The sequence below is a fragment of the Fibrobacter sp. UWH9 genome, from assembly GCF_900129715.1.
Taxonomy (GTDB): domain Bacteria; phylum Fibrobacterota; class Fibrobacteria; order Fibrobacterales; family Fibrobacteraceae; genus Fibrobacter.
The window spans coordinates 198,658-225,468 of record NZ_FQWP01000005.1 but is presented as its reverse complement, the minus strand read 5'-3'; the positions used below and the strand labels follow the sequence as shown (position 1 = coordinate 225,468).

Sequence of the window (26,811 nt, the reverse complement as noted above, 5' to 3'; positions counted from 1 at the left end):
ATCTTAGCCGTTTTCTACAATAAGCGAGACGTTACATCCGCCAAAGGCAAAGGAGTTGCTCATACAATACTTCAACCCGTTGGCAATTTCGCCAGGAGCCACGAGATGTACCGCAGGGAATGCCGGATCCACCACCCCATCATTCAGATGAGCAGGCAACACTCCCCCATTTTTTAGGGACATGCAACAGAACGCAATCTCTAGAGCACCGGCAGCCCCCAGAGAATGACCGGTCAAGGCCTTTGTGGAACTTACCGGGACAGACGCCCCATTTTCTTCGGAGCCGAACACCTTGGCAATGGCCTTGCTTTCCATGGAATCGTTCAACCTGGTTCCAGTACCATGCAGATTCACATAGCCAATCTGATCCGCTGAAATTCCGGCATCTTCAAGAGCGGCATGCATCGCCAGAACAGCACCCATTCCATCGGTCCGGGGTGCCGTAATATGGTCGGCATCGGCACTTTCACCACAACCAATCACCTTCAAGGTCGGCTCTGCACACAGTTCCGGGCAAGGCTCCCTGGTCACCACAAAGAAGGCTGCCGCATCGCCCAGGGTCAGACCTGAACGATTTGCACTAAAAGGATTGGTAGGCTGATCGCTCATCGCTTCTAACGATGCAAACCCGAGAATGACCGGTAACGAGGAAATATCCACCCCGCCCACAATCGCCACGTCACAATGACCGGCATAGAGACTATTTCGGGCAGAAATGAAAGCGCTGGCACTAGATGCACAAGCTGTGGAATGAACAAGAATCGTGCCCTTGATTCCATAACGTTCCGCAATAAACCTTGCGGGGAAATCAGCACGCTGCATATCCAGGACATAACCTTCTGGATACTTGCCCGTTTCCTTAAAACAACGCAATGCCGAAAGGGATGCCTCAGATCCATTATCGCAGGAACCGATAAAAATACCTACGCGGTCTGCACCAAACTTTTCAACGGCTTTCCTGATTGTATCATCCAGTCCGTCGCCATTTATACCAGACAAAGCCGCCTGAGCCAAACGGTTCACGCGATTATCGAACCACTTGTCAGCTACAGGAGGCAAGGTATTCGGATCAATCGATGCAGCCGGCCGCATAACGCCTGCCACATCGTACATGGTAAATTCACCGCGTTCCGCATTATTCAATTTTTCAAGAACTTCATGGTGATTGGCCATGTTACCACCGCCAAGAATGCAGTGGAAGGCAAAGTCATTAATGTATAAAGGACGCTTCATCAGTTTTCGCTAAGGGTAATATGGTAACGGTATTTTCGCAGCTCGTTCACAAGTTCAATTTCGGAACCAGACTTTTTGACAAGAAGGATTGTATTCCCGTCTTCAAGAAGGGTCCGTTCAAAGTCAACCCCCTCCACCTTCTCACGGAATTCAAAACCAGCCTTTTCAAAATTATTCTTGAGAGCGTCAAAAGGATAAAAACAAACCTGGAAATCCGCCAGCACGTATTCAGCCTTCATCTTTTCGCCATCGATGAAGGAACTGGACAGGGATACAGAATCCTTGGTATAGGTCAATTCTGCAATGGTCGTACCAAAACCGCCAAACAGGTGAATCGAAAGAATGGAATCATTGGCACAAACCCAGGTGTCACCCGAAAAAGAGCTGGTATCGCCATCGGGTTTTGCAAAATGTCCCTCTAGACGCTGAGCCATGTCTATGGAACCAGACATGGCCTGTGTAGGCAGCAATTGTACGGAACGTCCATCGGAATAAAACACCGGGGCTGTTGAATCCGGTTTTACTACAGCCTTATGGCATGCCCCAAAAAACAGGCAACATAGACATGCTGCGGCAATAAAAAAAGCTCTCGGGGTAAGGAATTCCATCGAGAGCAAAGCTAGAAAATTTAAATTCACTCCCCGCTAAAGGGAGACAAAATAAAGCAACAAATAATGCCTAGAAGGGTCGCTAGGCCAAAGGTGGCGACCGGCACAAAACTACTAAAGGCTAGACTGCCAAAAGAAATCAGCGTGGTACAAGCCGAAAGCATAACCGCCAACGTGGTCACCAGATTCCTACGCCCCCCCTCCTTGAAGAATAGGGCATAATCGATACCGATACCAAGGGTAAGAATCACCCCTACAATGGCAAAGAAATTGAAATCGATTCCTGCATACCCAAAAACAGCAGCCAAAAAGAGGCACGCCAGAACAGGTGCGCGAATTATGCGGACTGCCTGACGAATTCTGTATACAAGAACAAGAACCAGGAATACAATTACATAGGCAACAGCTACCAGCAACAGAGACGCATGGGATAGTTTTGTCAGGGTTGCGTTAATATTCGCCATCTTGTTCACGGCATAAACTTTAGGTAGGTCTTGAGTCAGTGCAGCTGCATCAAATTTTAAAGATACGTGCAAAGGTAAAACCGCACTGTAGAATTTCCCGTTCACCTCGCCAATCCACAACATATTCAGAAGGCTCTTGGTAGAAGAGGGGAAACGACTTTCGGGAGTTAAGTAAGCGGGTTCCGTAGCAAGGCTCGCCTTAAAGGCTGAATCGCTGACGATTCCCAGTTCGGACACAAATGACTGCACTGATGGAGCAAGCTGTTGAACAGCAGTCCAAGTTTCCTTCTGCGTTTTTACCGAAGGCAAGAAGCTGCTTGTGGCCAGAAAACCGGATAACAGGGAATCCGTTTGGGCGGACGCCAATTGCAGAGCAAGCGATTCCTCTCGCTGGAGAACCTCTTCAGGAGAATCGCCTTCTACAATGAAATAGTTGGCTGAAATTCCAAGGTTGTTAAGACGGGCGTTTAAAATTTCTGCGGCCTTCAGTTCATCGCTCATGCTATAGAGAGCTCGCATATCCGTATGAACATTCAGCAGGTAAAGTCCCGGAAGCAACGCCACAACAAATACGCCACCTAAAATTTGACGAAGATTGCGACCCGCAGGAAAACGTTCGTATACCTTCAGCACCTTTTGTGGAACGAGGGCTGGCAAACCTCCCTGGCGGCGAGGCTGCGAAATAACCGGGAACAACAAGGTAATTGTCGCAAAGGAACTTGCCAGCCCGATAAGCGAAAACACAGCCATCTGGCGCAACAAAGGGAATTCAGCAAATGTGAGGGCAATGTAGCTGAGTTCCGTGGTCATAAATCCCAACAGCAGTCCCTTGAAGATATGCCTGCGAACGTCCTTCACCCCATTCTTCCAGCTGGTAAAGAAATGAATGGCATAATCAATGCTCACGCCAATGACGCTGGTGCCGAAAACAAAAGTGAAAATATGAATCGATCCGAAAATAGCCCAGGTTCCAGCCAAAGCCGTAGCAGCGGCCACGGTAATAGACAAAACAGTAGCCACAAGGGGGAACACGGTTTTAAAGGCTAGCAGAAGAAGCAAAATGATCAAGGCCATGGAAATTCCAGAAATCCAGGCGATTTCGGACTGGGCGTTGCCAGAACTTTCATAACTATGGAAAGGTACGCCAGACTTGGCTACCTTCAGCCCAGGGTAAACCTGCTGCAGGGAATCCAAGGCTTTGTCCAATCGAGAGAGAACATGTCCCTTTGAAGCCATGGACGGTGTTTTTTCTGATAGGACGGCACTCCACATGACGTAATTAACGGGACTTTCCAATAAACCGTTTGCGGAATCCGTTGCGGTAAGCACCCCTTCCTTCAAGGTAAACTTGCCGCCCATCAATGGCGAATTCAGGGTGAAATATTCAAAGCTCTGTTCCCCAAGTAAAAGCGGATCCTGTTCAAGACGATTCAAGTCGGCCAGGGAGAATGCACCATAAACTTTCTGAAGAGCTTCGTTCTTCAAGGTTTCTACATCCCCGGACTTCAACATTTCACGTACAGGAGATCCCTGCAACACATAGCGATTTTCAAATAGAAAATCTCTGTTTTCCTGCATGGCATTTTCATCTACATGCAGACGGATTTCATCAAAAGATTCATCTTTTTCAAAGGACGCGAACAGCGCTTCAGCGGAAGCCTTGGCAATAGAAAAATTCTCGTGCCCCACCAGTACCGAAATATTCCGTATACTGCGAGCGCTCAAGACTTTTTCGGCTGCACTTACATGATGCAATTCATCGGAATCCGGCAACACCGAATAAAGATCGGACTCCACATTCCAGGGAACAGAAATACCGATAATCAAAAGAAGGGCGTGAAGCACAACCCAAATTGAGACACCGATTTTCTTATTCAAACCCATAGAATCACCAAGTTACGGATTATCTCTAAGAGTTTTATAGATCCTAACCGGAACGTTTTCTTCTGCAGAAATTAGCGAATCCATCTGGGATTCACTCATCTGCTTCTGGTCAGAAAGTTCATACACAACAGGGTTGCCTTCCCCGTCGGAAATGCTCATCTTGTCAAGACTTGAGGAGCCTTCAAGAACAATGCTCTCGATAACCTTACGAACAGCTGGTTCGCGAGGCACGAGGCCAATCACCACGTTCTTTCCTGCTTTCTCAAAATACACCGAGAAATTTTTCTCTAGCTCCTGACAGTTGCCAGAAAAGACCGCTTGTATCGTCCTAGAAAATTCGGCAAAGACCGGATTTTCCTGGGAAGAAATTTTCTTGATAGGTCCCTTTCCCGCCTGCTGGAAAATTCCGCTCTGAGTCACCATCATCAAGGAGGCAAAAGGTTTCAGGGTGTTCCACGAAATTCCATACTTGCTGGAAATCATGAAGTCCCCCGTAGAAACGAAATCGCGGTTCAGCTTCTTGATGGACTTCGTCTGTTTGAAATTTCCATAGACAATTCCATGGGAAGTCATCTGTTCAAGGGCCGCAGTTAATTGCTTGCGGGATCCGTCATTTACAGGATGATCAAAGACTGCGCCCAAAGCAAAAGTCGCGGAAACCATCAAACAAAAAACGGAATAGGCAAACTTGTCCAGGAATTTCATCAGTCTTCCTTATCCAATGCAGTTCTCACCCGATCAACGAAGCAGGCCGGGCAAGTCCAGAGGGATTCCTTCGTATTCATATCCACGGCCATCTGGGTACTTTCAGCCTTTGTCAGCACGGCACCCGTTTCGGCATCCATAAACTTGTAAGCCAGCTTCATACAGACTTCGTATTCAGTCAAGGTTACTTCGCAACGGATTCTCTGCATAAATACCATAGGGCGAATGTACTTCACATGCAGATCCACCACAGGCCAAAGGTAACCGCTGCGGGTCATATCCCTGTAATCATAACCGATTTTACGAAGCAAGGCACAACGGGCCACTTCCATGAACTTCACATAGTTCCCATGCCAAGCCACCTGCATAGAATCCACATCGTAAAATTCAACATTAAATTCGACGGTTTCTTTAATTTTCTTCATTTTAACCTGTCTAATTTAAACTGCGTAGAATTTCTGACGGATCAGTTCCAAGGTGTTGCGGAGATCACCTTCCAGCTGGCGATCACATTCCAGGGGAGCAAACTTAGAGAAGACCTGATCGTAGGTGTTCTGAAGATTGATCATGCGGTCTGCGGAAATTTCGCCACGTTCAAACCGAATGCGCACGGCCTGGGCAGAGGCCAACAGTACAGCAGCAGCCACCTGTTCAGAAAGTTCCAGAATGCGGATACAGTCACGGGACGCAATTGTACCCATGCTAACCTTATCCTGATTATGACATTCGGTAGATCGGCTAAAGACGCTCATGGGCATTGTCAGGTGCAGCGCTTCTGCGGTCCAGGAAGAGACGCCAATCTGAACAGCCTTGAAACCGTGATTAATATCGTAATCACCCTTAGAGCCAGCCAAGTTCGGCGGCAAGTTGCGATTGAACTTGATGTCTACAATCATGGCCATCTGACGATCCAGAAGATCAGCCATATTGGCCACAATATTCTTCAAGGTATCCATAGCCAGACAGATATGTCCACCATAGAAATGACCGCCGTGGAAAATATTGTGGGTTACCGGATCCACAATGGGATTGTCGTTAGCGCTGTTCAATTCCACTTCAATCAACTGACGCAGCAAATTTTCGGAATCGTAGAAAAGTCCGATAATATGGGGAGCACAACGAAGAGAATAAGGGTCCTGAATTTTTTCGGGAACCACATTGTTGGCCTCGGCCAGATTCAAGCCATGGCGAATTTTCTTGGCGGCCTTCATCAGTCCCGGATGAGGTTTAACTTCGAAGAGGCGCTTGTAGAAATGGTAGGCATTGCCCTTCATGGCAACAGTAATCAAGGCGGTAATTCGACAAGCCAGGTCAGACAGATACTGGGCACGAGAGAATGCCATGCAGGCCACGGCGTTCATGGCGGCGGTACCATTCATAATGGCGATTGCTTCCTTGGGACGGAACTTGTGAGGGGTAATACCCAGTTCATTCATCACGTCTAGAGATTCACGAACTTCGCCCTTGTACAGCACCTTACGTTCACCGATTACAGCACCGGCCAAATAAGACAGCGGAGTCAAATCGCCGCTGGCGCCCACGGAACCTTCCTGAGGAATCAGAGGAAGAATGTCGTTCTGCAGGAAGGTCATCATGATCTTGAGGAGAGCATAGCTGACACCGGAATAACCCTGTGCCAAGGTATTCATACGCACCACCATGATGGCGCGGGTGGTTTCAGGATCAAAATAGTTTCCCATACCACAACCATGAAAACGAGTCAGGTTAATGGGAAGCTGGTAGTAATGTTCCGGAGGCAGGACCTGAGTACAGGAATCACCGTAACCAGTCGTTACGCCATAGATGCCACCATGTTCAGCCAGAGCCTTATCCAGGAATTCTGCGCCGGCATCAATCATTCTCTGGAAGGCTTCGGAACTATCCAGTTCAACATTGACTTGCTTTTTGGCAATGGCCACCACATCTTCGACGGTCAGTTTTCTGCTACCAACAACTACAGTTTCCATAATCATTCCTCAATCATCAAAAATTTTTCTGTCTGCGGATCAATCTTCCCAGAAGTTGTAAAAGTTATACCACTGGTATGGATGTTTCAAACAGAGTTTTTCCAAAATCGATGTGTATTCCCGCAGCAACAACTTCAGACGTTCAGGGCGTTCCTTACGGGAACATTCCAATGAAGTCTTGGCTCGAATCACATGCATCTCATAAGTGGATTTAATATCGAAATCCTTCTTGCGGATTGCGAACATAAAATAAATCGGGGCGTTCAGAATTCCAGCCAGAGAGAAGGAGCCTTCCGGGAAGTTCGCCTTTTCGCCAAGAAATTCCGTTTCCAGTTTGCGGTCGCGGGAATTGGCAGAGGTTCGGTCCCCGGCAATCACCACCAGATTACCGGCAGCAATCTGATCCTTCATCCAGACGGCGGTATCGACGCCGATATTATTGGCATCAACCACATGATCCATAAGATCGGGATTTAACTCTCGAAGAAGTGCGTTAAACTTTGAGGTACCCGAGAAATCAACGACAGGGAAAACTTCAAAATCCTTCTGGGTATGATATTCATCGTAACCCGTAAGCGAACGGAGCATTTCCATATTGCCTAGATGAGAGCAAAGGAGGAATGCCCCTTCCCCACGATTCAGCTGATCCACCAAGGCATTCAAATCATCGTCTTGTGTTTCGATGTTGTTCAGTTTGATGGCCCCTTTCCAGCCAAGTAGCTTTTCCATCATGGAAAGGGCGAAGGACAAAATGTGTTTATAGGGTCCAAGAAAATCAGGACGTCTTTTTTGAACGCGAGCCAAATGTTCCAGATAAATCCGTGAGCGGGCTCGTACCGGCTTGGCCCCAATCCAAAAGAAAAAACAAATAATCGCCGTGCAGACTTCTACGAGGAACAAAGGCAAATGGCACACAATCCAAAGCATAAAGCGGAAGTGCCAGAGGCTACCTCCAACTTCTTTCACTTCGGACCAATGCTCCGATTTTACCTTTTCGTTTTCCATAAAATGCCTTTGAAAAAATCTACTTCTTCTTAAAAAGTCTGCGAGCAAGAATCATGGGACTGCGAAGGAACATGCCGCAGCACAGCTTAGTGTGCGTTGCAGATATGGCGACATTGTCGTGAAAAACACGGAAGTTGGAAACACCGTCTTCGGGATAGCTAACCTTGATGGGATAGAAGCGCATCTTAAGGCCATTCCAGGAAAGTTTCACTAGAATCTCAATATCGAAGCCCATTCGGTAATTGCGAATTTTCTTTGCTACGGGCCAGACACTAGCCAGCGGATAAACTCTGAAACCGCACATGGAATCAGGAATTTCCCTGGACATGGTTTCAATGGACACCCAGAAGTTGGTAATCTTGCGCCCCTGCTCGCGAGCCTTGGGAACGGTTTCGTCATACTGGGGGAAGCCGCCAATCAGATCGTCAGGATGCTTTTGCGCGGCCTTCACAAAGAAGGGAATCTTGCCCATGTCATGCTGACCATCCGCATCCACCTGCAACGCGTGGGTAAAGCCAGCCTTTACAGCCGCTTCAAGGCCAGAACAGACAGCCTTGCCCTTGCCACCATTTACGGCGTGGGTCACAAGAATGGTATTGGGAACTTCACTAGCAATCTGTTCCAGAATCTGATGCCCTTCGGGCGCATTACCATCGTCCACAAGAACAACCGGTATGCCATAAGAAGCCAGCACATCCACCACATGACGGGACGCCGCCTCATGACGGTATACTGGAACGACCGCACAAATCTTAATATCAGTCAAACTAGCCATTCAAGCCACCTACATTCATAGTGAAGGAGCCATTTGACAAGGTCTTTTCGCCCAATTCATCGGTATAGTTAAAGGAAACCTTTCCTGCTTCCTCATCATAGGAAATTTTCACATTCACCGGCGTATCCGGGAAAATGGGATTTGCAAATTTCGTTCGATGAATCTTTGAAAGTTCCTTGGGAACATCCAGGAAATTACGGGCCAACTTAAGAACCATGTCAACCTGCACCACGGCGGGAAGCAACTTGAACTCCGGGAAATGTCCGTCGTAATAATCACTTGTCGCAGGGAAAATCAGCTTGGCGGTCAGCACGCCCGTCTCCCGACGGAATTTCAAAATTCTGAAATTGGGACTTTCAGCTAAACCAAAGAGCGCTTGCACATCACGCATGCGGATCTTGCCTTCGGTATTCTGAGGCAATTCTTCTAGATAGCGCCACTTCTTGGGAGACACCGTATTTTCGATGAACTTGACCAGGTAATCGTGGAAGAAATTATTCATCTGAAGTTTGGTGGAGCCCGCAAACTTTTCACGGCCTTCGGCATTCAGCACAATGGCTGCAGCCAAGTACTGACGCTTGCCCACCATGGGAACCACACGCACATCCTGCACCAGCCCCGTCTGCTTCAAGCGGTTTTCGACTTCGGGCAGGGAGATTCGCTTTTCTTCAATCTTTACGATAGAATCGGAACGTCCCTTCAAGAGGAATCGACCGTCATCGTAAATATCTACCAGATCGCCTGTGGTAAAACCATCCGGTTCCAGGATGTAGCTGGACTTGACGTTCAGACAATCATTTTCGCCCAGACTCATCTTGCAGACTTCAAAGGGTGTCCACACAGGGCCATTCTTAGACTGTCGATAGGCAATGCCACCTGTTTCTGTACTGCCATAGATTTCCATGGTCCAGTAGCCAGTCAGTTCGCAAGCCCTTTCGGCAACTTCCTTAGGCAAGGGACCACCGGAAGAATAAATGATGGGAGCGCACTTAAAATCGAAAGGCTTGTCGCTATCGGCGGCCAGGCGTTTCAAGTATGCAGGGCTTGATGCAATGACAGCCTTTTCATTTACGAGGCCGGCAAGTTCCTGAGGGAAGTCGATTCGGCGTCTACGGAAAGGCAGTCCTGTAGCGATAGGCAAAAGTACCGAGAACAGCAAACCATAAATATGATGATGGTTGACCGTACTATAGACCTTGTGGTCTACCCAGTCATTACCAAAGACCTTCACCAGTTCAAACAGTTCGTTCTCAAATTGCAGGAACAGCTTGAATACGGCCTTAGGTTCGCCAGTGGTGCCTGAAGTGTACATGACCATTTCGGCCTTGGACTTATCAAACTTCCCAAATTTCAGGTTTGCGGTATCGGAAGTTTCGCCCTCCAGGATATCCTGAATCAGGGAAGCCCCATCGGCCGCCGTACCAAACGGTTCGTCGGTAATAAATCCATATTCAGGCTTCTTGATTTCCTTGATGAAGGCATCCTGGCGATTGGCAGTCACGAGAGCCTTACGGCCACTCTGCAACATGGCAAGCAGGGCCACCACAAAGAAATAGGAGTCTTCGCAATGCAAAATCCAGGGGCAATTATCCCGGGATTCCAAGAAGGAACGAACCTTGGAAACGTCACTTGTAAAGTCAGACCATGTCTTTACGCTTTCACCATCAAAACTGACAACAGCCCCTTCGGGGCGGGAATTCAATTCCAAGTCGCAAACAGGAACATAGGATTGCAATTTACTCTGCATAATCTTTCGGATCAAAAATTCAACGGCAAAAAATACACCGATTAAAATGTAGGAAAAAAGCCCGTTGTACAAGGACCACAAACGGTCAGAACCAACGAACACGGTGGTTGCAGACACACAGGCGTTCGCCACAAAGAAGATGCACCAGGCAAAAGTCACCCTGTCGCAGTACCGTTCCACATAATTCCTGCTTGGCGAAGTCTTGATAGTCTTATCGCCCAGGTTGGCCATGCGGAATACGAAACTAGGCTTTTTCCATAGGGTAAAGCCAAAAAAGGCGAGCAAGCTCAAGTTCACCAACACGGGGTAGAACTTCAGGAACAAAATGTTGTCTGCAAAAAAGGAGACGACCCCACAGACTAGGATCAGCACAACGAGAACCGCTGCCTTTATGGAATTCGCGCGGCCGAGTTCCCCTGCCCCACGGTTGCGGGTAAAATTGAGGAACTGATAAAAGGCAAGCGCCAAGAGCAAAATGCTCAAGCGCCTAGGAGAAAGTCCCCAGAACTCCATCCCGCAAAAGACGAGTACTGGGTACAGAACAGAGATTGCGGTAAAGAAGACCTTTCCCGCTATAGATTTCATTACTTGGATTCCGCAGTCTGGATCAGGTTGTAGATGGCATCCACCACATCCTGAAGGGTACGCACGGTCTTGAACACTTCCGGATCGATATTGCGAGGAAGGAAGGACTTCAACTTCACAATCAGGTCCACAGCATCGATGCTATCCAGTTCCAGGTCTTCGTAAAGACGAGCCTCGGGCGTAAGCTTGGCCTCATCCATTTCGAATTCTTCGATGAGGGCGGTCTTGATTTTATCAAAAATTTCCTGTTTTTCCATTTGTGTACCTTTAAGCCCTTATGCGTCAGTGTGCTTGGAAATGTATGCGGCAAGAGCATCCACAGAGGCGAAATGCTTCTTGGTTTCTTCGTTAGCCACAGTGAAGGTCACGCCAAAATTTTCCTTGATGGCAATACCCAATTCCAGAGCGTCGATGGAATCAAGACCGAGACCTTCACCCTTTTCGTTTTTACCAAAAATGGGAGCCGCATCAACAATGTCGGCCGGAGTGATATCTTCCAGTTCCAGTGATTCGATCAGCACTTCCTTAATGCGGGTGTTCAGATCAGACATGAGACCTCCAAATGTTTATATACATGACAACCGAGTCAAGAGTTACAAAAATACGATTAGGCAATATAGAAAAAATTATATTTGAAACTGCTTTACACCCCTCTAAAAAGGTTTCGGAGAGTGGAACATGTTTGACTTTTATATTAACGACAATATTGACGCTGTAAACGCCAAGTTCGAAGCTCAGAAGATTGCGTTTGCCCCCCTTAGTTTCCAGGCCGCCCGCGCCCTGCGCAACCTGGGAATCCTGGATGAAATTAGCAACGCCCGCAAAAAGGGAATCAAGATTTCCGAACTATCCCAGAAGTTGAACATTTCTCTCTATGGAATCGGCGTACTGGTAGAAATGGGACTTGGCATGGGAGCTATCAAGGTCCACAAGGATTCTGATGACGATGACCTGCGCCTTACCCTAGGCAAGATCGGCTTTTTCCTCATGAAAGATGAAATGACCCAGGTAAACATGGACTTTTCCCAGGACATCTGCTACCGCGGTGCCGAAAATCTGGAAGAATCCATCCTGAAAGGCAAGCCCGCAGGACTTCCCCACCTGGGACCGTGGAAAACTGTTTACGAAGGTCTTTCCCAGCTGACCGAACAAGAAAAGAAGAGCTGGTTCGGCTTTGACCATTTCTACTCTGATTTGGCCTTCCCCGAAGCCCTGCCCATCGTTTTCGAGAAGCCCGTTGGACGTCTCTTTGACATCGGAGGCAATACTGCCAAGTGGGCCATTTCCTGCTGCAAATACAACGCAGACGTAAAAGTTTCCATTATCGATCTTCCGGGCCAGACCGCCGTTGCCGAAAAGAATGCTGCCGCAGCGGGTTTTGCCGAACGCATCAATACGCTCCCCTGCAATGTGCTGGACGAAACCACCGCTTTCCCCACCGGAGCCAATGCGGTATGGATGAGCCAATTCCTGGACTGTTTCTCTCTGGAAGAAATCACCAAGATTTTGACAAAGATCCGTAAGGCTGCAGCCCCCGATACAGACGTCTACGTTCTGGAACCCCTTTGGGACAAGCAGCGATTCGAAGCAGCAGCATATTCCCTTCAGGCGACATCACTGTACTTCACCTGCATCGCCAACGGCAACAGCAAAATGTACCGTTACGAAGAACTGAAAAAGGCAATCGAAGTAGCAGGTTTCGAGCTGAAGGAAGCTCACCACAATGTGGGCCCCAATGCTTATTCCCTTCTTCGTTTCCGTATCAAGTAAGACGCTCTTTTTGTAAGGAATCTTATGACAAAGAACGTTTATATCCAGCGACTGGCAAGTTTCATTCCCAACGACGCCCAACCCAAGCCTGACGTATCTTTCGTCCCGATGCTTACCCGCCGTCGCCTGACCTATGTTTCCCGCATGGTCGTTCTCGTAAGCGATATGGTATCCAAGGATAGCGAAGGCAACAAGTTGCCTCCTTGCAAGGTGACGTTCGCCTCTCAGTTTGGCGAAATCACCCAGCAGCTCAAAATATCCCAGGCGCTAATTGATACGGGCGCGGTTTCTCCGGCCCATTTTAGCCTTTCGGTATTTAACGCCTCTGTCGCAAACGCAACCATTCTCGAAAACAACACCGCAGGCTACTCAGCCGTCTTCTCGGGAAAGGAATCCTTTACCTCGGGCCTCACGGATTGCCTCGCCGCCTTGCAAAATTGCGACGACGCTACGGAACGAACCTTCATCTTTGCAGACGAACTAATTCCCGAAACTTACGCACCCGTGGCAGGAGTCCCCTACCCCAATGCCGTTTGCGGTCTCGCCCTCCGACTCACCACCGACGAGGCTAAGGCCGACAAGGCCTACAAGGGAATCAACCTGAATTCTCAGTTGGAGTACCTCAAGATGCTTCAGGGGAATTTTGACACCGCGGCAGAACAGGCCATCGCTTTCCTGAGCGCCCTAGAAATGCAGAAGCAACCCGTATTCTAGACTCTATGCAGAAGATTATCTACATCTACCGAATTGCAGTAAAACTTTTCAGTTTTGCATTTTTTGGTTTATGCAGTCTAGGATTGGCCCTTGGGCTTTTCCCCATTATGCATGTCTTGGCCGGATTCTCCGAAAAAAAGTTTAAGGCCATTGCCCGACGTTTCAACCATTGGTATTTCAAAGTTTTCGTAAACGTCATGAAGACCATTCGGTGCATCAGCGTAAACGTCGAAAACAAGGAACAACTTTCGAATATCAAGTCCAAGGTGGTTATCGCCAACCACCCATCCCTACTGGATGTGGTCATATTATTTTCGCTGATACCCAACGCAGACTGTATTGTCAAGGGTTCACTCATCGAAAACAAGTTCATCTCCTTGATCGTACGCAACCTTTACATTCCAAACACAATTCCTTTTGACGAACAGATGGAACGGGCTAGGCAATCCATGGAGGAAGGCAATAACCTGATCATCTTCCCCGAAGGAACCCGTTCTAGGCCAGGTCAACCCTGGGAATTCAAGAAGGGAGCCGCACGTTTCGCCCTATTCTCCGAAAACGATGTCGTACCCATATTTTTCGGCGGAAACGAAAAGATTGGACTCCGGAAGTGTGATAAACTTTTGCAGTACCACCCCACGGAACGCTACCAGTACAACCTTAAAGTTCTACCCCAGATATCTGTGGCACCATACAAAGGTGTACCTATGACGAAGAGTGCCATTAAACTCACCGAAAAAATGAAGATGGCGCTTGAACAGGAACTTTCAAATGTCTAACTTTGGTATTATGAAAAAAACAGTCGCATTTCTTGTTTTGGGAACGTCAGTTCTCATGCTCACCTCATGTGGTGGCGGTAAATTCCAAAAGTTCCAAACTTCAGAACAGATGAACACTCCTTTTAACTGCTCGGGCCTCCACATGCGAAATGCCCAGTGGCATTTTGTGGATGATTTTGGTCAAACCGTAGATGCCATCGGAACCTGCAAGAAGGGAATGAAACACGGAAATTTCAAGTTTTCCATCAACGGCACGGTTGTAGCCAAGATTAAGTACAACAAGGACATTGAAATCAAGTCCGTATGTATGCTGGATCCCAAAAATTCCGTTAGCTTAGCTTTCTGCATGGAACAAACCGCAAAAAGTAACATCGCAAACATAGAGCCTGTTGACGCAGAAGACGACAGCGACTTTTTAGACGAAGAATAATTCAAAGAGAGACGTTATATGTCAATGAATACAAAGACCGTTAAGGCCCCCAAGGCTGAAAAGAAAACCTCTGGCAAGTCCGGCACCCAGACCAACATGTGGACCGGCCGTTTCGCTAGCGGCATGGCACAGTCCATGGTTGACCTCTCCTTCAGCCTCCACTTCGACTCCGAACTGATTGAAGAAGATATCGAAGGCAGCATCGGTCACGGCAAGGGTCTGGTAGAATCCGGCGTTTTGACCAAGGCTGAATACAAGAAAATTTGCGACGGTCTCAAGACCATTCTCGATGACTATCATGCAGGCAAGAACCTGTGGCAGCCTTCCGACGAAGACATTCACATGGCAGTGGAACGCGTTCTCACCGAACGTATCGGCGCTCTGGGCAAGAAGATCCACACCGGCCGTAGCCGCAATGACCAGGTCTGCACCGACTTCAAGCTTTACATGCGTCACCGCGCCGCAGAAATTCGCGCTTTGGAAGTGGAACTGATGGACGTCGTTCTGGACCTTTCCAAGAAGTACTTCGGCAAGCTGATGCCGGGCTACACCCATCTGCAGCAGGCACAGCCCATCTACTTCAGCCATTATCTGATGAGCATGTTCTTTGCCGTTTCCCGCGACGTGAAGCGCTTGGACAACTTCCTGGAACTGCACTCCCAGCTGCCCCTGGGTAGCGGCGCCATGGCAGGTTCAGCATTCCCCTACCAGCGCGCATTGGTTGCAAAGGAACTTGGTTTCAGGGATGTGAGCCCCAACTCCATCGACGCCGTAAGCCATCGCGACATGATGCTGGAATTCAACGCCGACCTCGCCATCATCGCAAACACCATGAGCCGTTACGCCGAAGATTTCGTGAACTGGAGCACCAGCGAATTCGGCTTCCTCACCTTGCACGATGCATTCAGCAGCGGTTCCTCCATGATGCCCCAGAAGAAGAACCCCGACTCCATGGAACTGATCCGCGGTAAGTCTGGCCGTATGCTGGGTAACTTCAGCGCCATGTACACCTTGGTGAAGGGCGCTCCCCTCTCCTACAGCCGCGACCTGCAGGAAGACAAGGAACCGGTATTTGACAGCGTTCACAACGTGAAGGTCATCCTCCGCGTCATGAAGGAAGCTCTGGAATCTGCACGTTTCAACTTTGACAAGATGGAAGCCAAGATGCTGCCGGCCCTGCTGGCAACCGACCTGGCAGACTTGCTGGTGGAAGCTGGCGTTCCCTTCCGCGACGCACATCACGTGGTCGGTAGCCTGGTTGGCGAAGCCGCCCGCCAGGGTAAGGAATTCACCGAACTGTCCGACGAATCCTGGGCAGCCGCCGGCGTTCCCGACGTGCAGAAGATGAAGAAGACCCTCACCTTCGAATACAGCGTCAGCCGCCGTAACATCGAAGGCGGTACCGGTCCCAAGTCCGTGAAGCAGCAGTTCGCAAAGGCCGAAGCTCTGCTTAAAAAGTTTAAGAAGGTTTAAGGCAAGCGTAGCAAAGAAGCGCTAGTGCTTCTTTATTACCGAGCCGCCAACTTCTGCACTGCGAATCGGTGCCAAAAGTTCCGCAAGGATTAATGCTAGATTCTACACCCCTTACGGGGTTCAGAACGACACGCGAACGAAAACGTTCCCTAGTACAATTGAAAAACCGCAGCCAATCTGGTTGCGGTTTCTTTTTTATAGTTTGCTTTTTCTCTTTAAAGATTCATAGACTTTACGCAACGTACAGAGTAAGCGTTCTTCTCTTCACGGGAAACTGTTTCAAATGTATCGCTGGTATAACGGAACCAGATCACTTCCTTGAGATTTCCGTTAGGTTGCATCCAGAAGTAGGCACTTGTACTCAAGTCAATAAAGTCACCCGATTCGTAACCTCCTGCAGGATAAGCGTTAAACCCAAAGAGATCATCACCGTTATTATCATCCTTCCAATCAGTCGTAGATTTTAAATAGTATGCATTGGAAGTTTCGAATCCCGCGTCTGACTTATCCCACAAAAGGTACACAGTCGCCATAGACGGAAGTTCCCAGCCTTCGGGGCAAACGTTGCTAGCCGCTTCATAGGTGTAAAGACGGCCATACTTCTTGCAGTTCTTTTCGTCATCCTTATAGCAATAGCTGCCATCCACATTGGCGTTCATATTTTCGGCAAAAATGGAATATACTTTCTAGAAAAAAAATGGACTGTAAAAGCCCATTTTTCAATAAAACTACTTCTTATCCTGCGGAACCAGGCGCTCCACAATACGGAACAAGTCGTTATAGATTTCCAGGAAGTCTTCTACCCAGATGGGGTCGCGTTCGCCCACCACATGGAAGGTTTCTTCCAAAGTATGACGGGCATTGTAAGGACCAACCAGGCTGCCCGTAGGAATGGAAACATTCCCCTGATAGGCGGACTTGGCCACGATGCGGGCACGATAGCTTCGGCGCAAACGGGAAATCAGGGCGGCACGGAGGGCCAGCAGTTCATCGTGAGCCAGCAGGAATTCACCAGCCTTGATCCAGGCTTCAACCTGAGTCAGGCGGCGCAAGGTGGCGTCACGTTCCGTTGCGGGAATCAACTGGCGCTTAGTAGAAAGAGTCTGCTTGATTCTTTCGGAAATCTGGGACAGCAGAGATTCATTCCAGATGAGCAAGGGGCTTTCGGCAAATCGGTTGTCGGTCTCCACCTTGGGCGTATGGGTCGCAATCCAGCGGTCCAGCTTTTCGGCCACCATGCCTGCTTCGGGCAGACGGTCAACGGCGATATACTCACCGGCACGATTCAGCAGGTTGTCGGCATAAACCATACGCCAATGGGGCAGCTTTCCGGTCTTGCGGATAGCATCTACACTCTGTCGTAAAGATTCCAAACGGTCCTGCATAAAAATCCTTCAGTATCAAGCCTTACTGCTTCTTATCCATCATCTGGAGCGGGGTCACGCCAATTTCTACGCGGCGGTTCAGTCGGCGATGTTCTTCGGTATCGTTAGGATACTTGGGCTGGTGTTCGCCAAAGCCTGCGGCAAAAAGACGATCCGGGGGGAATCCCTGGGCAATCAAGGTCTTCACCACATTCACTGCACGTTCCGTAGAAAGATTCCAGTTGGTATAAGTATTGGATTTGATGGGAATGTCATCAGTAAAACCGCTAACCATGATTACATCCGTAGAATCCAGTGCGTCAAGAAGGCCCTTGCTGATTCCCTTAATCACGCCCACACCTTCGTTGGTCAGGTCGGCACCATTCACCGGAAAAAGGAAGGATGCCTGAATCTGGATCTTACCCCCTTCCAGGGCAATAAGGCCAGCCTCGATAGAGGTCTGCAAACTCTTGGAAAGAAGGGCGTTACGTTCAGCGGCAATCTTGCGCATTTCTTCCTGACAGCTCAGCACTTCCTCTTCGGTACGGGTAAGGTCTTCGGCCTTCTGTTCCTTGAGGGTCGCCATGGCCACAAAAGCCAAGATGAACAACGACACCAGGGCAACGCCCAAGTCCGTGTAGGCCATCCAGGGATTGCTGTTTTCGTCTCGCTTGAAACGCATAGATTATTCCTCGACCTTGTTCTCTTCGGAAGAGGCGGATGCAACAGAGTAAGAGCCCGGACGCTGAGTCTGTTCCAGAACTTCCAACAGGATTTCCTGAGTTTTGACCGCATTTTCCATAAGCACTTCGCTGGCACGTTCGTGAAAGGCTTCCAGAGACTGATTCAGATGTTCGATGAAGTTTTCTTCTTCGTCGCGTTCTGCAGTATCGCCGCTGAGCTTTTCAAGAATGGTTTCAAGACCAGCGCGGAGCATTTCAAGGTTGGCGCTCAGTTCAGACTGGTTGACTCGCATGAGTTCTGCCGTTTCTACGATGTTGCCGCCAAGAGCGTCGGTTGCTTCCTTTTCCTTGACAACGCGTTCGTCGATGCTGACGGTAAGAGCCTTCTGGGCTTCGAGCAGAGTTGCAGAAGTTTCGGAAAGTTTCTGGAAGGCGCCCAGGATATCGCTGGAGAGGCCAGCCAGCTTTTCGGAAACAGAAGCGGAAAGTTCTGCAGAACCGGCCTGAGCCTTTTCGGCCACCTGAAGGGCAACGTTCTTGAGAGTTTCAAGACCATCGCGCTGGGCATCCACATTGGCATTGGTACGTTCTTCCAGGCGCTGCATGAATTCATTCCACTGTTCGTTGGACTGCTTGACCTGTTCAGAAATGGAATCTGCAATGCTGTTGGAAGTATCGGCCAGAGAACTCTGGGCAGATTCGCTAACCTTATAAAGGCCATCATAAACGCTGCCAGAAACATCGCTCAGGGCAGACTTCACATCGTCAGCCACACTGTTAAGGCCAGCCTTCACGCCGCTGGCAATATCGCCAAGACCAGAATCCAGTGCAGAAGAAAGGCCGTTCAGCTGATCTTCAAGCTTAGACGGAATAGATTCCACAGAAGCAGACAGAGCCTTCACGCTGTTTTCCATGGGAGCAAATGCAGTAGAAATAGAAGCGCTAACAGAGCTACCCAGATCCTTGACGGATTCGTTCATGCCGCTCATGGCAGAAGCCAGAGATTCATTCAAAGTCTTCACGGAAGCAGACATTTCTGCAGAAACCTTTTCTACAGAGGCATTCACGTTAGCAGAAACCTTGGCCACGGAATCAGAAACATTCTGGTTCATCATGGTGGTGGCGGCGGTCAGTTCCTCGCCCACCTTAGCCACAATACCCCCCAGGCCATCCTGCACAGCAGAAGTCACCTTGGCCAGATTCTTTTCCACAGCGTCAAACAGACGTTCCAGTTCATTCTTGTTCTGTTCCAGTTCGTCACCGGTTTCGCCCTGAAGATTCAAAGTCATGGTATCCAGGCGGGCCATAAAGGAATCGCGGGCATTGAGCAACAGGGAGCGGCTAGTATTCAAAATCAAGGCGGCAAACAAACCACAAAGGCTAGTACCGAAAATACCCTTCATACCCTGGAACAAAAGCTGGATAGTATCCAAAGTTCCCTGGGTGGTAGAATTGTCGATGGCACCACCGGCTGTGGCCACGGAATACATCAAACCGAAGAAGGTTCCCATAAGGCCCAGCAGAATAACGGTACCGCCAGCGCTACGGGGAACGTTAATGCCCACATTGCTGTTGAGCACTTCGAAAGCGATGGGAGAATCCAGACGAATCCTTTTTGCCATCAGGCGGTTGGCCAGCTGAATGCGGTTAGCCACAACACCTTCGCCAGACACACTGTAAGAACCGCGGCTTTCGCATTCGTCTAGCACCAGGTTTTCAGCTTCGATCAAGTTCAACTTCTTAAGAGCCAGAAGCTGTTCCATCACGAACACGACAAAGATTGCGCCCATGATCACCCAGCCAAACAGCGGAGCGCCAAAGTACAATGCGCCTGCCACCAAAACGACAAGGCCCACAATGGTGAGTAATAAGATGGAACTAAATGCACTCTTCATTTTTTACCTGCATTTCATTAAGCCTTAAAAGAGGCCTGGGTTTCAAACAAATTCATCTGACCGCGGTTGAATCCGCGAAGGAACATAGCCCACTTGCTCTGGTACCACTCGATTACCTGAATGGTAAGTCCGCGGGCATAATCACAAAAATCATCGGTAAAGGCCAGGAAGCCATTTTCGTATGCGTAATGGGGATTCCAGTAACGACCTACATTACGGGCACAGGAAGCGGCAGAACTGTAGTAATGAGTATTACCCTTGGTAGCAAAGGCCGCAGCAAAACGCTTCTTGGCCAGGGCGTTCAAGGAACTGCGCAACGAAACCACCATGGAGTTTTCCTTATCGCGCAAGGAAGCTTCTAGACTGGGCAGCAACTTGGACATGGCGTCTACGGCGGATTCGCTATGCCAGTACTTGCACAACTTTTCCTGCAGTTGCATCACGCGGCCATGCATACGCACAAACAGAGGTTCCGCATCGCTCACCAGCAAATGGATGGTTGCCGAATAGAAGGCATTAATATCCTGTTTGCTGTTCTTGACCGTCAGATACCAACCCTTTTCTTCGTCATGATGCAAAAAGTCACCTCCTTCCAAAAGGAGTCGCATCACTTCATCAGTAGAAAAACGCTGCATCCACTTGGTGCGGAATTCATCGTAAAGCTTATTTGCATCAGCGATAATCTGAGGGAAGCTGGCATCGGCCAACTTATAAGCGGTTTCGCTATACGAAATCAATTCCGACGTTCCTACGTTCACAGACGGGTCGTTCAGCATGGCATCAAGATGTTCGTACAGCACGATGGACCAAGTGACCATCATGGACTGCGACAGCGTTGCCACCATGGAGGAACGGTTAGGGCGCACCGTCAGACGGACACTGTTGCCCGTCATCTTTCGAATTGATCTGCGGAAATTTTCCTGCACTACGCCAGATGCTCCCTAGAAAGCCGTTTCGATACGATGCCAAATACTGCGATTCACGCGCTTGCCCTTGCCAGCCATTTCTTCCACTTCGCTGCGGACATCGGCTTCAAGATTGTTATTGATCAAGCTCTTATCACCGTCAAACTTTCCACCGGCTTCAAGATAGAGGCCGTAAACATTGTTGGAAATCTTGGTTTCGGCAGACATCACCTGACCAGCACGCACAGAAAGGGCAAAACGGTTGCGGGTGAATTCGCAACGGGCCAGGAAAACCTCGGGCACGTCGTCGATCCACAGGCCATAGTAGTTGTTAATGAACTGCACACTTTCGAAAATACCCTTGGAGCGGAACACCGTATTGCGGAAGGCATTCTCCACCACCAGGTTCTTCACTTCGAAAGGACGGCTAGAAGAAACAAAATGTAGACCGTTCCAGCTTTCGCTAGAGTCGGCACTGCGGAACACCACAGGCTTCTCGTCGGTACCGGAAATCTTTACGGAACCGCGAAGCATCAGCTTGGCGTATTCACCCATCAAAACGGTAACACCCGGTTCCACCATCAAGGTATCATTAGCAGAGAACACCACCCCCTGTTCCAGAAGGTAAGGGCTGTCAGCCTCCACAAGAGTAACCTTGCCGTTCTCGATCTGCGGGAAAGGCATCTCACCAGCCACGGCAAGACCGCACACAGAAAGAGCAGTCAGCGCAGCTGCAATAACCCCCGCAACTCGCTTAGGAATCAAAATCAAAATTCACTCCTCAACTTGATCTTCTGGATCACGTGCATTTCGGGAATAACACTTTCGGCCACCAGGTCGCTTACTGCCAGGTCGCCAGTCAGTTCCAGGTTCACAGAAGAAATGGCCCCGTGGGTCATATCAAACAGAATCGTTCCGGAACCCACAATAAAGCCCTTGCTGGACATACGAACGTCGGCAGTAGAGTCGGCCACTTCCTTGTACTTCAGGTTCATGCCGATCTTTGCCATCTGCACGCCGTCGTGAACATACTGGTCCTGCAGGGTAAATGCCTTGTACACCACCGTATTGGCCTTGTTGTTGCCCGGAATATCCATGGGACGTTCCCAGGTTTCGCCAACGGCAACGGGCTTACCCGGCAGCAACGGCTGCACCTTCAGGAACAGGCGGATCAAATCCAGGGCTTCGGTTCCGAGCATCACGGAATCTTCGATGACCGCATTGCTGACAATGCCGTCCTTGGCCATCTTGAACTGGAAATGTTCCGTGGACATATAACGTTCCATGCTGCGGAATTCATCCACAGAACGCTTGTCGGACTTGTAGTCCACAGAATCAATCTTCATCTGGAACTTGGCAGCCCCATCATCATAGGCGGTCACCAAAGTATTGGTAGCCTTGACCACCAGATGTGTATTCATGGCCTCGGGAGTGCCAGTCACCGTATCCATCGGCAAAATGGCATTCAGGGAAGATTCCAGGTAATAAGTCTGGGGCGGAACGTTCTGGGTATTAAAAGCCAAAGTAAATTCGTTACCGTCACAGGAACACAAAAACATGAGCGCAGCAGAGCTGGCGAAAAGCTTAAAGAAATTCATAAGTAAAATTTAATTTTTTCAAATTACGACACAGGCGGTTTGGCGCCAGAGTCCCCCTTTTCAAGGCGCATCCGCTGAAAGAACAGCTTTAACAGCCCCAAACATTCCCCTGCCAGAACTCCGCCTGTCACGGGAACCACCCTTTTCAGGGCATTATTGGCAATCACGTCAATGGTCGTGCCGCAGCCACCGAAACGGGTATCCGGGGAACCATACACAACGCGACCGACACGGCTGTTCAAAATGGCGCCGGCACACATGGGACACGGTTCCAAAGTCACATAGAGAGTGCAACCATCCAAACGCCAGTTATCCAGCGCATTGGCCGCCGTACCGATAGTCAGAATTTCGGCATGGGCCGTGGCATCCTTCAGCATCTCGATCTGATTATGCCCCTTCCCTATGACCACACCGTCCTTTACGATAACGCAGCCAATGGGAATTTCACGTTCATCAAAAGCCTTTTCGGCCTCACGCAAGGCCATACGCATAAAGCGTTCGTCTTCAGCATTCTGGTTTTCTAGGGAATCGGTCATAAACAAACCAAAAGGGGATTATACAAACAAAGAAATAATGGAGATAATCAGGGCAAGAACAGCTAACGATAAAGAGACAATTGAAATCGGAGACTTCGGCTCCTTAGGCAGCTCTGCATCGGGTCGAATATTTTCGGGAAGCAACTTGATCAAGAACCTCACCTGCTTTTCCAGGGCGGCACAACGGGATTCAAGCCCCTCGAAACGATTATCGTGTTCTTCGTCCTTGATGGCCTGACGATGGAGTTCCTGATCCTGTGCATCATTCTTGTTGGTAATGGAATCAAGGCGGAAATCATGTTCGCGATCCTTGGCCACCTGAGACTTCAACTTGAATTCCTGACTCTGATTCTGTGAGCTCAGGGAATCAAGGCGAGCATCGTGCTCACGATCCTTTTCACGAAGTTCCGAAATTTCACTTTCTTTTACGTCTGACATAAACACCTCATCTTATACCCAAACGTGATCCCGAATATTTCAGTCTACTTCAAGCCTCTTCCATAGGCGCAGTTGTTATCTTCCTGCATATAGTCGCCATCGTGATAGTAGGCGGCACGGGCGCGACAGCCTCCGCAACGGTCATTGAACTTGCACTTGCCGCAAGCCCCTTCGTAAGCCTTGGTACGCAGTTTCTTGAAAACTTCCGCATTGGCCCAGATTTCGTCAAAGGGCGTATCGTGAACATCGCCTGCGTCTTCAAGCATGTAAGCACAAGGGCGAACGAGGCCCACCGGATTTACAATGCAATAATCCAGCCCGGCAAGGCAACCGCGGGTGTAGCGAGTCTTGATGCCCAACTGGTCAGCAATACGCAGGAACTGCGGAGCGCAAGTAGGCTTTACAGGAATACCCAGAGTGCGGCTCTTTTCCATAATGCTGCGGAGCAACTTTTCGTACTCCGCTACATGAAGTGCATGATCCGCAATTTCCTTGCCACGTCCCACCGGCACTAAAAAGAAAATCTGATGGTTTACAGCACCGATGCTCTTGACCCAATCCATAATTTCCAGGATTTCGCCCTGGTTCCAATCCATAATGGTGGTATGAATCTGGAACGGGAGACCTGCGGCCTTGCAGTTTTCGATACCAGCCATGGTCAGTTCAAAAGCGTTGTCCAAGCCACGGAAATCATTATGACGCTTGGGATCGATACTGTCAATGCTAATGCCCATGGCCATGGCTCCGGCCTTCTTAAGTCCCTGGGCCAATTCGGCGGTAATCATGGTACCGTTAGTACCGAACACCGGACGGAGACCATTCCTGGAAGCATGTTCCACCAATTCCAAAATGTCCGGGCGGGTCATGGGTTCGCCACCGCTGAAAATCATGATCTTGAAACCGGCCTTGGTGATTTCATCAATGAGCTTGTGGCCTTCGGCCGTTGTCAGTTCTCGATCCCTGGTACCACCAGCGTTCTGGTAGCAATGCTTACAGGTCAAGTTACACTTATTGGTGGTCATCCAAGAAACGATCATGATTATCCTCTTTTTACTAAGGCTAAATATAAAAAATGGAAATCCTCAGTTTGGATTTCCATTTCCATATCAGTTAATAACTTGGTTATCAATTACAAACAATGTCTGATTAGAACTTATGGCAGTCCGTCATGCCTTCCCGATAAAAGTAGGTAGCGCCTTCACCCACATCATTCGGGCACTCCATGGTATAGCCTTCCGGGCAGGCGTCCACCAAAACCGAAGACTTCAAGTCTGAACTGGAGCCACCGCAAAGGAACTCTACAGACTCGTGAGTAAAACAACGGATTTCACCATCATTGAATGTATTGAGGCAAGCCTTGCCGGACTTGCTTCCGCCATTGTTTCCACCATTGTCCCCACCGTTAGATGCAGACGGAGACGAAGAAGAATCATCACCGCAAGCAGAGATTGCAGCGGCAAGACCCAGAGAAGCAAGAATCATAAAGAACTTTTTCATTTATTCTCCTAAAGATTTTGAAATTTTCTTTCCTAAAATATAACAATGAAATATTTTTTCATCATCGATAAAAATATAGAAAAAACTACTTCTTGATTTTTGCAGCAAATGTCAGTGCTGCAGAAATTGCAACCGCAAGCAAAGTGGGACCAACAGCATCAAAGCCAGTATTTACAGCCACCTGGTAAGATGCAAAACCCACCAGCCAGGCAAACAAATTCCAGATCCAGAAACACTTTCTTTCGAGATGTTCCTTCACAAAGAAGAACGAAACCAGAAGAACAGCCGCCATGGGCGCAAATACAGAAGCGATCAGATACAAGAAATGAATGTAGTGGTCCACGATTCCCCAAATAGCAAGAACCGTACTGAGGGCGCAAACCACGACTCCCGTAACCTTGGGATTCAGCCTACCCACAATGGCCTTGGCCGATTCACCTGCAGAGTTGGCGGCCAAAAAGTTGGTCGTCACCGTAGAAAGGGCGACAATCAAAATGCCTGGGATACCGATGCCAGCCAAAAGAATTGCCTGGGCGATGTTGGTCCCCACACCAAGACCAGCAATCTGCAGGCCAATAAAGTACATCCAGAAGCTGGCGGCAGAATAGGCAATGGCAGAAACCGCAGTTGCCGCCCTGGGGCGAGCCACGTCCTTGGTATAGTCAGAAATTACCGGCAACCAGGAAAGAGGCATGGCAATGGAAATTTCAAAGACCGTCCAGAAATTGAAGGTAGGAAGACTAGAGGCTGCTCCACTGGAAGCTACCGTAGCCGCGGCACCACCCAGGCCAAAGAACTTCGCGGTAAGCACCACCAAAAGAACGGCCAGCAAGCCCATGACCACCGTGGTGATCTTCTGGGTACGGCGAAGCCCCACAAAAACCCAGGCCGCAATAAGCACAGCCAAGATAATGCAAGTCAACGGGAATGAAACCGGCAAGTTCAAACCCGCCAAAGCCATGGCACCCTGGGCATTCAGAACTGCAATCCAGCCAATAAGCTGCAGCAAGTTCAACGAGGCAAAAAACTTGGAACCGTACTTACCAAAAGTGGAAGCCGTAGTCTCCATGGCGTTCAAGCGGACCCTGGCACCGATAAGTCCCACAAAGTACAGCATGATACCGCCCAAGACATGACCAAGAATCAGCGGGAGCCACAAACCATCGGGGGTATTGGAAGCCCCAATCTCGATACCACATTCAATTTCAGAAACGGAGATGGCTACACCAAACCAAATGATTCCGTTAGTAAAAACGCTCGTCTTCTTTTCCATATAAGTTCCTAGGAGTTTTTCAAATTTTTGGGAAAAAGATAGAAATAAAAGTCTAGTTTTATTACTCTAAAAGCAAAAAAGGCTTCCTGACATCAGGAAACCTTTATATGTGAAACTTGATTTAGAAAGACTAATTATTAGTCTTCACCGTCCAAGAGTTTATCACAACTGGAGTCGGCGGCATCAGCGTCGTAGAAGTACACAGCACCACTTCCGTCAGGAGAATCGCACTTCTTCTTTTCGCCACCGGCGCAGCCAGAACCCTTAGTAGCTGTAATTCCGAAATCCGGTGCACCTACACAGCTTTTTTCCAACTCATCAGCAGCAACAGCATTGGAAGAAATTTCAGCACAGGAATGCGAAGTAAGGGTTTCACCCATAAAAACGCGTTCAGTCTTCATATCGCAAGATATAATCTTACCACCGCTAGAGGAAGAGTCATCACCGCAAGCAGTAAACATGGCTGCCAAACCCATAGCAGCA

29 protein-coding genes are annotated in these 26,811 nt (G+C 48.9%); 5 read left to right on the top strand and 24 right to left on the bottom strand.

The window, feature by feature from the left end:
* Window positions 1-3: 3 nt before the first annotated feature.
* The 11 genes from BUB94_RS06790 to BUB94_RS06740 are packed head-to-tail and all read right to left on the bottom strand — an operon-like array spanning window position 4 to window position 11,524.
* Complete coding sequence (locus tag BUB94_RS06790; protein WP_073159337.1) at window positions 4-1,233, bottom strand: beta-ketoacyl synthase N-terminal-like domain-containing protein; 1,230 nt, start codon at window positions 1,231-1,233, stop codon at window positions 4-6.
* On the bottom strand, window positions 1,233-1,841 hold the full coding sequence (locus tag BUB94_RS06785) for a DUF3261 domain-containing protein (RefSeq protein WP_073235377.1): 609 nt from the start codon (window positions 1,839-1,841) through the stop codon (window positions 1,233-1,235). Before BUB94_RS06785 ends, BUB94_RS06790 begins: the two co-directional genes overlap by 1 nt.
* Before the next feature lie 26 nt (window positions 1,842-1,867).
* A complete protein-coding gene (locus tag BUB94_RS06780; protein ID WP_249269267.1) occupies window positions 1,868-4,189 on the bottom strand; it encodes an MMPL family transporter in 2,322 nt (773 codons plus the stop codon).
* Between the two features lie 12 nt (window positions 4,190-4,201).
* Entirely contained in the window at window positions 4,202-4,894 is a 693-nt protein-coding gene (locus tag BUB94_RS06775; protein WP_073235374.1) for a LolA family protein, read from the bottom strand.
* Complete coding sequence (locus tag BUB94_RS06770; protein WP_073159343.1) at window positions 4,894-5,319, bottom strand: acyl-CoA thioesterase; 426 nt, start codon at window positions 5,317-5,319, stop codon at window positions 4,894-4,896. The genes BUB94_RS06775 and BUB94_RS06770 overlap by 1 nt, the downstream gene beginning before the upstream one ends.
* Window positions 5,320-5,334: 15 nt before the next feature.
* On the bottom strand, window positions 5,335-6,861 hold the full coding sequence (gene hutH, locus BUB94_RS06765; RefSeq protein WP_083538154.1) for an HAL/PAL/TAL family ammonia-lyase: 1,527 nt from the start codon (window positions 6,859-6,861) through the stop codon (window positions 5,335-5,337).
* Window positions 6,862-6,900: 39 nt separating this feature from the next.
* Window positions 6,901-7,866 (bottom strand): lipid A biosynthesis acyltransferase, encoded by a 966-nt coding sequence (locus tag BUB94_RS06760; protein WP_073235369.1) that lies wholly within the window; start codon window positions 7,864-7,866, stop codon window positions 6,901-6,903.
* Between the two features lie 19 nt (window positions 7,867-7,885).
* Window positions 7,886-8,641: a glycosyltransferase family 2 protein gene (locus BUB94_RS06755; protein ID WP_073235367.1), complete on the bottom strand. Its 756-nt coding sequence runs from the start codon at window positions 8,639-8,641 to the stop codon at window positions 7,886-7,888.
* Window positions 8,634-10,973 (bottom strand): ApeI family dehydratase, encoded by a 2,340-nt coding sequence (locus BUB94_RS06750; RefSeq protein WP_073235364.1) that lies wholly within the window; start codon window positions 10,971-10,973, stop codon window positions 8,634-8,636. Before BUB94_RS06750 ends, BUB94_RS06755 begins: the two co-directional genes overlap by 8 nt.
* Window positions 10,973-11,230: an acyl carrier protein gene (locus BUB94_RS06745; RefSeq protein ID WP_073159351.1), complete on the bottom strand. Its 258-nt coding sequence runs from the start codon at window positions 11,228-11,230 to the stop codon at window positions 10,973-10,975. The genes BUB94_RS06750 and BUB94_RS06745 overlap by 1 nt, the downstream gene beginning before the upstream one ends.
* A gap of 18 nt (window positions 11,231-11,248) precedes the next feature.
* A complete protein-coding gene (locus tag BUB94_RS06740) occupies window positions 11,249-11,524 on the bottom strand; it encodes a phosphopantetheine-binding protein (RefSeq protein ID WP_073159353.1) in 276 nt (91 codons plus the stop codon).
* Between the two features lie 127 nt (window positions 11,525-11,651).
* Here BUB94_RS06740 and BUB94_RS06735 point away from each other — a divergent pair, with 127 nt between their 5' ends.
* From BUB94_RS06735 to argH, 5 genes are read left to right on the top strand one after another with little or no spacing between them, the layout of a single operon-like run.
* A complete protein-coding gene (locus tag BUB94_RS06735; RefSeq protein WP_073159355.1) occupies window positions 11,652-12,743 on the top strand; it encodes a methyltransferase in 1,092 nt (363 codons plus the stop codon).
* 24 nt (window positions 12,744-12,767) lie between these two features.
* Window positions 12,768-13,457, top strand: coding sequence for a beta-ketoacyl synthase chain length factor (locus BUB94_RS06730; RefSeq protein ID WP_073235362.1), 690 nt, complete (start codon window positions 12,768-12,770; stop codon window positions 13,455-13,457).
* A 5-nt stretch (window positions 13,458-13,462) separates the two neighbouring features.
* Window positions 13,463-14,236 (top strand): lysophospholipid acyltransferase family protein, encoded by a 774-nt coding sequence (locus tag BUB94_RS06725; RefSeq protein ID WP_073159358.1) that lies wholly within the window; start codon window positions 13,463-13,465, stop codon window positions 14,234-14,236.
* Between the two features lie 10 nt (window positions 14,237-14,246).
* Window positions 14,247-14,666 carry a hypothetical protein gene (locus tag BUB94_RS06720; RefSeq protein ID WP_139260155.1) on the top strand — a complete coding sequence of 140 codons (420 nt, stop codon included), beginning with the start codon at window positions 14,247-14,249 and terminating at the stop codon, window positions 14,664-14,666.
* Window positions 14,667-14,684: 18 nt separating this feature from the next.
* Window positions 14,685-16,139 (top strand): argininosuccinate lyase, encoded by a 1,455-nt coding sequence (gene argH, locus BUB94_RS06715; RefSeq protein ID WP_254793690.1) that lies wholly within the window; start codon window positions 14,685-14,687, stop codon window positions 16,137-16,139.
* Between the two features lie 215 nt (window positions 16,140-16,354).
* On the opposite strand, the gene BUB94_RS06710 is transcribed toward argH, so the two are convergent.
* The 13 genes from BUB94_RS06710 to BUB94_RS06650 all read right to left on the bottom strand — a co-directional run bounded on the left by BUB94_RS06710 (window position 16,355) and on the right by BUB94_RS06650 (window position 26,804).
* Window positions 16,355-16,798, bottom strand: a complete 444-nt coding sequence (locus BUB94_RS06710) for an FISUMP domain-containing protein (RefSeq protein ID WP_073235356.1) — start codon at window positions 16,796-16,798, stop codon at window positions 16,355-16,357.
* A gap of 69 nt (window positions 16,799-16,867) precedes the next feature.
* Complete coding sequence (locus BUB94_RS06705; protein ID WP_073235353.1) at window positions 16,868-17,524, bottom strand: hypothetical protein; 657 nt, start codon at window positions 17,522-17,524, stop codon at window positions 16,868-16,870.
* A gap of 22 nt (window positions 17,525-17,546) precedes the next feature.
* Window positions 17,547-18,185 carry an OmpA/MotB family protein gene (locus BUB94_RS06700; protein WP_073159365.1) on the bottom strand — a complete coding sequence of 213 codons (639 nt, stop codon included), beginning with the start codon at window positions 18,183-18,185 and terminating at the stop codon, window positions 17,547-17,549.
* A gap of 3 nt (window positions 18,186-18,188) precedes the next feature.
* On the bottom strand, window positions 18,189-20,081 hold the full coding sequence (locus BUB94_RS06695; protein WP_073159367.1) for a fimbrial protein: 1,893 nt from the start codon (window positions 20,079-20,081) through the stop codon (window positions 18,189-18,191).
* A gap of 17 nt (window positions 20,082-20,098) precedes the next feature.
* Window positions 20,099-20,974 carry a hypothetical protein gene (locus BUB94_RS06690; protein ID WP_249269269.1) on the bottom strand — a complete coding sequence of 292 codons (876 nt, stop codon included), beginning with the start codon at window positions 20,972-20,974 and terminating at the stop codon, window positions 20,099-20,101.
* Window positions 20,975-21,022: 48 nt separating this feature from the next.
* Complete coding sequence (locus BUB94_RS06685) at window positions 21,023-21,757, bottom strand: right-handed parallel beta-helix repeat-containing protein (protein ID WP_249269270.1); 735 nt, start codon at window positions 21,755-21,757, stop codon at window positions 21,023-21,025.
* On the bottom strand, window positions 21,754-22,584 hold the full coding sequence (locus BUB94_RS06680; RefSeq protein ID WP_073159371.1) for a hypothetical protein: 831 nt from the start codon (window positions 22,582-22,584) through the stop codon (window positions 21,754-21,756). The genes BUB94_RS06685 and BUB94_RS06680 overlap by 4 nt, the downstream gene beginning before the upstream one ends.
* 23 nt (window positions 22,585-22,607) lie before the next feature.
* A complete protein-coding gene (gene tadA, locus BUB94_RS06675) occupies window positions 22,608-23,120 on the bottom strand; it encodes a tRNA adenosine(34) deaminase TadA (RefSeq protein ID WP_212668344.1) in 513 nt (170 codons plus the stop codon).
* A gap of 18 nt (window positions 23,121-23,138) precedes the next feature.
* The gene (locus BUB94_RS06670) at window positions 23,139-23,558 is read right to left on the bottom strand and encodes a hypothetical protein (protein WP_073159373.1); all 420 of its coding nucleotides are present in this window, start codon (window positions 23,556-23,558) and stop codon (window positions 23,139-23,141) included.
* 44 nt (window positions 23,559-23,602) lie between these two features.
* Window positions 23,603-24,595, bottom strand: a complete 993-nt coding sequence (gene nirJ2, locus BUB94_RS06665; RefSeq protein WP_073235350.1) for a putative heme d1 biosynthesis radical SAM protein NirJ2 — start codon at window positions 24,593-24,595, stop codon at window positions 23,603-23,605.
* A 109-nt stretch (window positions 24,596-24,704) separates the two neighbouring features.
* Window positions 24,705-25,055, bottom strand: coding sequence for a hypothetical protein (locus tag BUB94_RS06660; protein WP_073159377.1), 351 nt, complete (start codon window positions 25,053-25,055; stop codon window positions 24,705-24,707).
* 85 nt (window positions 25,056-25,140) lie between these two features.
* Window positions 25,141-26,328: a cytosine permease gene (locus tag BUB94_RS06655; protein ID WP_073235338.1), complete on the bottom strand. Its 1,188-nt coding sequence runs from the start codon at window positions 26,326-26,328 to the stop codon at window positions 25,141-25,143.
* Between the two features lie 137 nt (window positions 26,329-26,465).
* A complete protein-coding gene (locus BUB94_RS06650; RefSeq protein WP_073235335.1) occupies window positions 26,466-26,804 on the bottom strand; it encodes a hypothetical protein in 339 nt (112 codons plus the stop codon).
* Between the last annotated feature and the right edge of the window lie 7 nt (window positions 26,805-26,811).

Coding starts and splice junctions, on each gene's coding strand:
- BUB94_RS06720 (WP_139260155.1), top strand. CDS start 14,247: ATGAAAAAAACAGTCGCATTTCTTGTTTTGGGAACGTCAGTTCTCATG.
- BUB94_RS06780 (WP_249269267.1), bottom strand. CDS start 4,189: ATGGGTTTGAATAAGAAAATCGGTGTCTCAATTTGGGTTGTGCTTCAC.
- BUB94_RS06735 (WP_073159355.1), top strand. CDS start 11,652: ATGTTTGACTTTTATATTAACGACAATATTGACGCTGTAAACGCCAAG.
- BUB94_RS06775 (WP_073235374.1), bottom strand. CDS start 4,894: ATGAAATTCCTGGACAAGTTTGCCTATTCCGTTTTTTGTTTGATGGTT.
- BUB94_RS06740 (WP_073159353.1), bottom strand. CDS start 11,524: ATGTCTGATCTGAACACCCGCATTAAGGAAGTGCTGATCGAATCACTG.
- tadA (WP_212668344.1), bottom strand. CDS start 23,120: ATGACCGATTCCCTAGAAAACCAGAATGCTGAAGACGAACGCTTTATG.
- BUB94_RS06785 (WP_073235377.1), bottom strand. CDS start 1,841: ATGGAATTCCTTACCCCGAGAGCTTTTTTTATTGCCGCAGCATGTCTA.
- BUB94_RS06730 (WP_073235362.1), top strand. CDS start 12,768: ATGACAAAGAACGTTTATATCCAGCGACTGGCAAGTTTCATTCCCAAC.
- BUB94_RS06755 (WP_073235367.1), bottom strand. CDS start 8,641: ATGGCTAGTTTGACTGATATTAAGATTTGTGCGGTCGTTCCAGTATAC.
- BUB94_RS06790 (WP_073159337.1), bottom strand. CDS start 1,233: ATGAAGCGTCCTTTATACATTAATGACTTTGCCTTCCACTGCATTCTT.
- BUB94_RS06695 (WP_073159367.1), bottom strand. CDS start 20,081: ATGAAGAGTGCATTTAGTTCCATCTTATTACTCACCATTGTGGGCCTT.
- BUB94_RS06660 (WP_073159377.1), bottom strand. CDS start 25,055: ATGAAAAAGTTCTTTATGATTCTTGCTTCTCTGGGTCTTGCCGCTGCA.
- BUB94_RS06690 (WP_249269269.1), bottom strand. CDS start 20,974: ATGACGGGCAACAGTGTCCGTCTGACGGTGCGCCCTAACCGTTCCTCC.
- BUB94_RS06705 (WP_073235353.1), bottom strand. CDS start 17,524: ATGCAGGACCGTTTGGAATCTTTACGACAGAGTGTAGATGCTATCCGC.
- BUB94_RS06655 (WP_073235338.1), bottom strand. CDS start 26,328: ATGGAAAAGAAGACGAGCGTTTTTACTAACGGAATCATTTGGTTTGGT.
- BUB94_RS06725 (WP_073159358.1), top strand. CDS start 13,463: ATGCAGAAGATTATCTACATCTACCGAATTGCAGTAAAACTTTTCAGT.
- BUB94_RS06650 (WP_073235335.1), bottom strand. CDS start 26,804: ATGGGTTTGGCAGCCATGTTTACTGCTTGCGGTGATGACTCTTCCTCT.
- BUB94_RS06680 (WP_073159371.1), bottom strand. CDS start 22,584: ATGAATTTCTTTAAGCTTTTCGCCAGCTCTGCTGCGCTCATGTTTTTG.
- BUB94_RS06670 (WP_073159373.1), bottom strand. CDS start 23,558: ATGTCAGACGTAAAAGAAAGTGAAATTTCGGAACTTCGTGAAAAGGAT.
- BUB94_RS06745 (WP_073159351.1), bottom strand. CDS start 11,230: ATGGAAAAACAGGAAATTTTTGATAAAATCAAGACCGCCCTCATCGAA.
- nirJ2 (WP_073235350.1), bottom strand. CDS start 24,595: ATGATCGTTTCTTGGATGACCACCAATAAGTGTAACTTGACCTGTAAG.
- BUB94_RS06700 (WP_073159365.1), bottom strand. CDS start 18,185: ATGCGTTTCAAGCGAGACGAAAACAGCAATCCCTGGATGGCCTACACG.
- argH (WP_254793690.1), top strand. CDS start 14,685: ATGTCAATGAATACAAAGACCGTTAAGGCCCCCAAGGCTGAAAAGAAA.
- BUB94_RS06750 (WP_073235364.1), bottom strand. CDS start 10,973: ATGAAATCTATAGCGGGAAAGGTCTTCTTTACCGCAATCTCTGTTCTG.
- BUB94_RS06770 (WP_073159343.1), bottom strand. CDS start 5,319: ATGAAGAAAATTAAAGAAACCGTCGAATTTAATGTTGAATTTTACGAT.
- BUB94_RS06710 (WP_073235356.1), bottom strand. CDS start 16,798: ATGAACGCCAATGTGGATGGCAGCTATTGCTATAAGGATGACGAAAAG.
- BUB94_RS06760 (WP_073235369.1), bottom strand. CDS start 7,866: ATGGAAAACGAAAAGGTAAAATCGGAGCATTGGTCCGAAGTGAAAGAA.
- hutH (WP_083538154.1), bottom strand. CDS start 6,861: ATGGAAACTGTAGTTGTTGGTAGCAGAAAACTGACCGTCGAAGATGTG.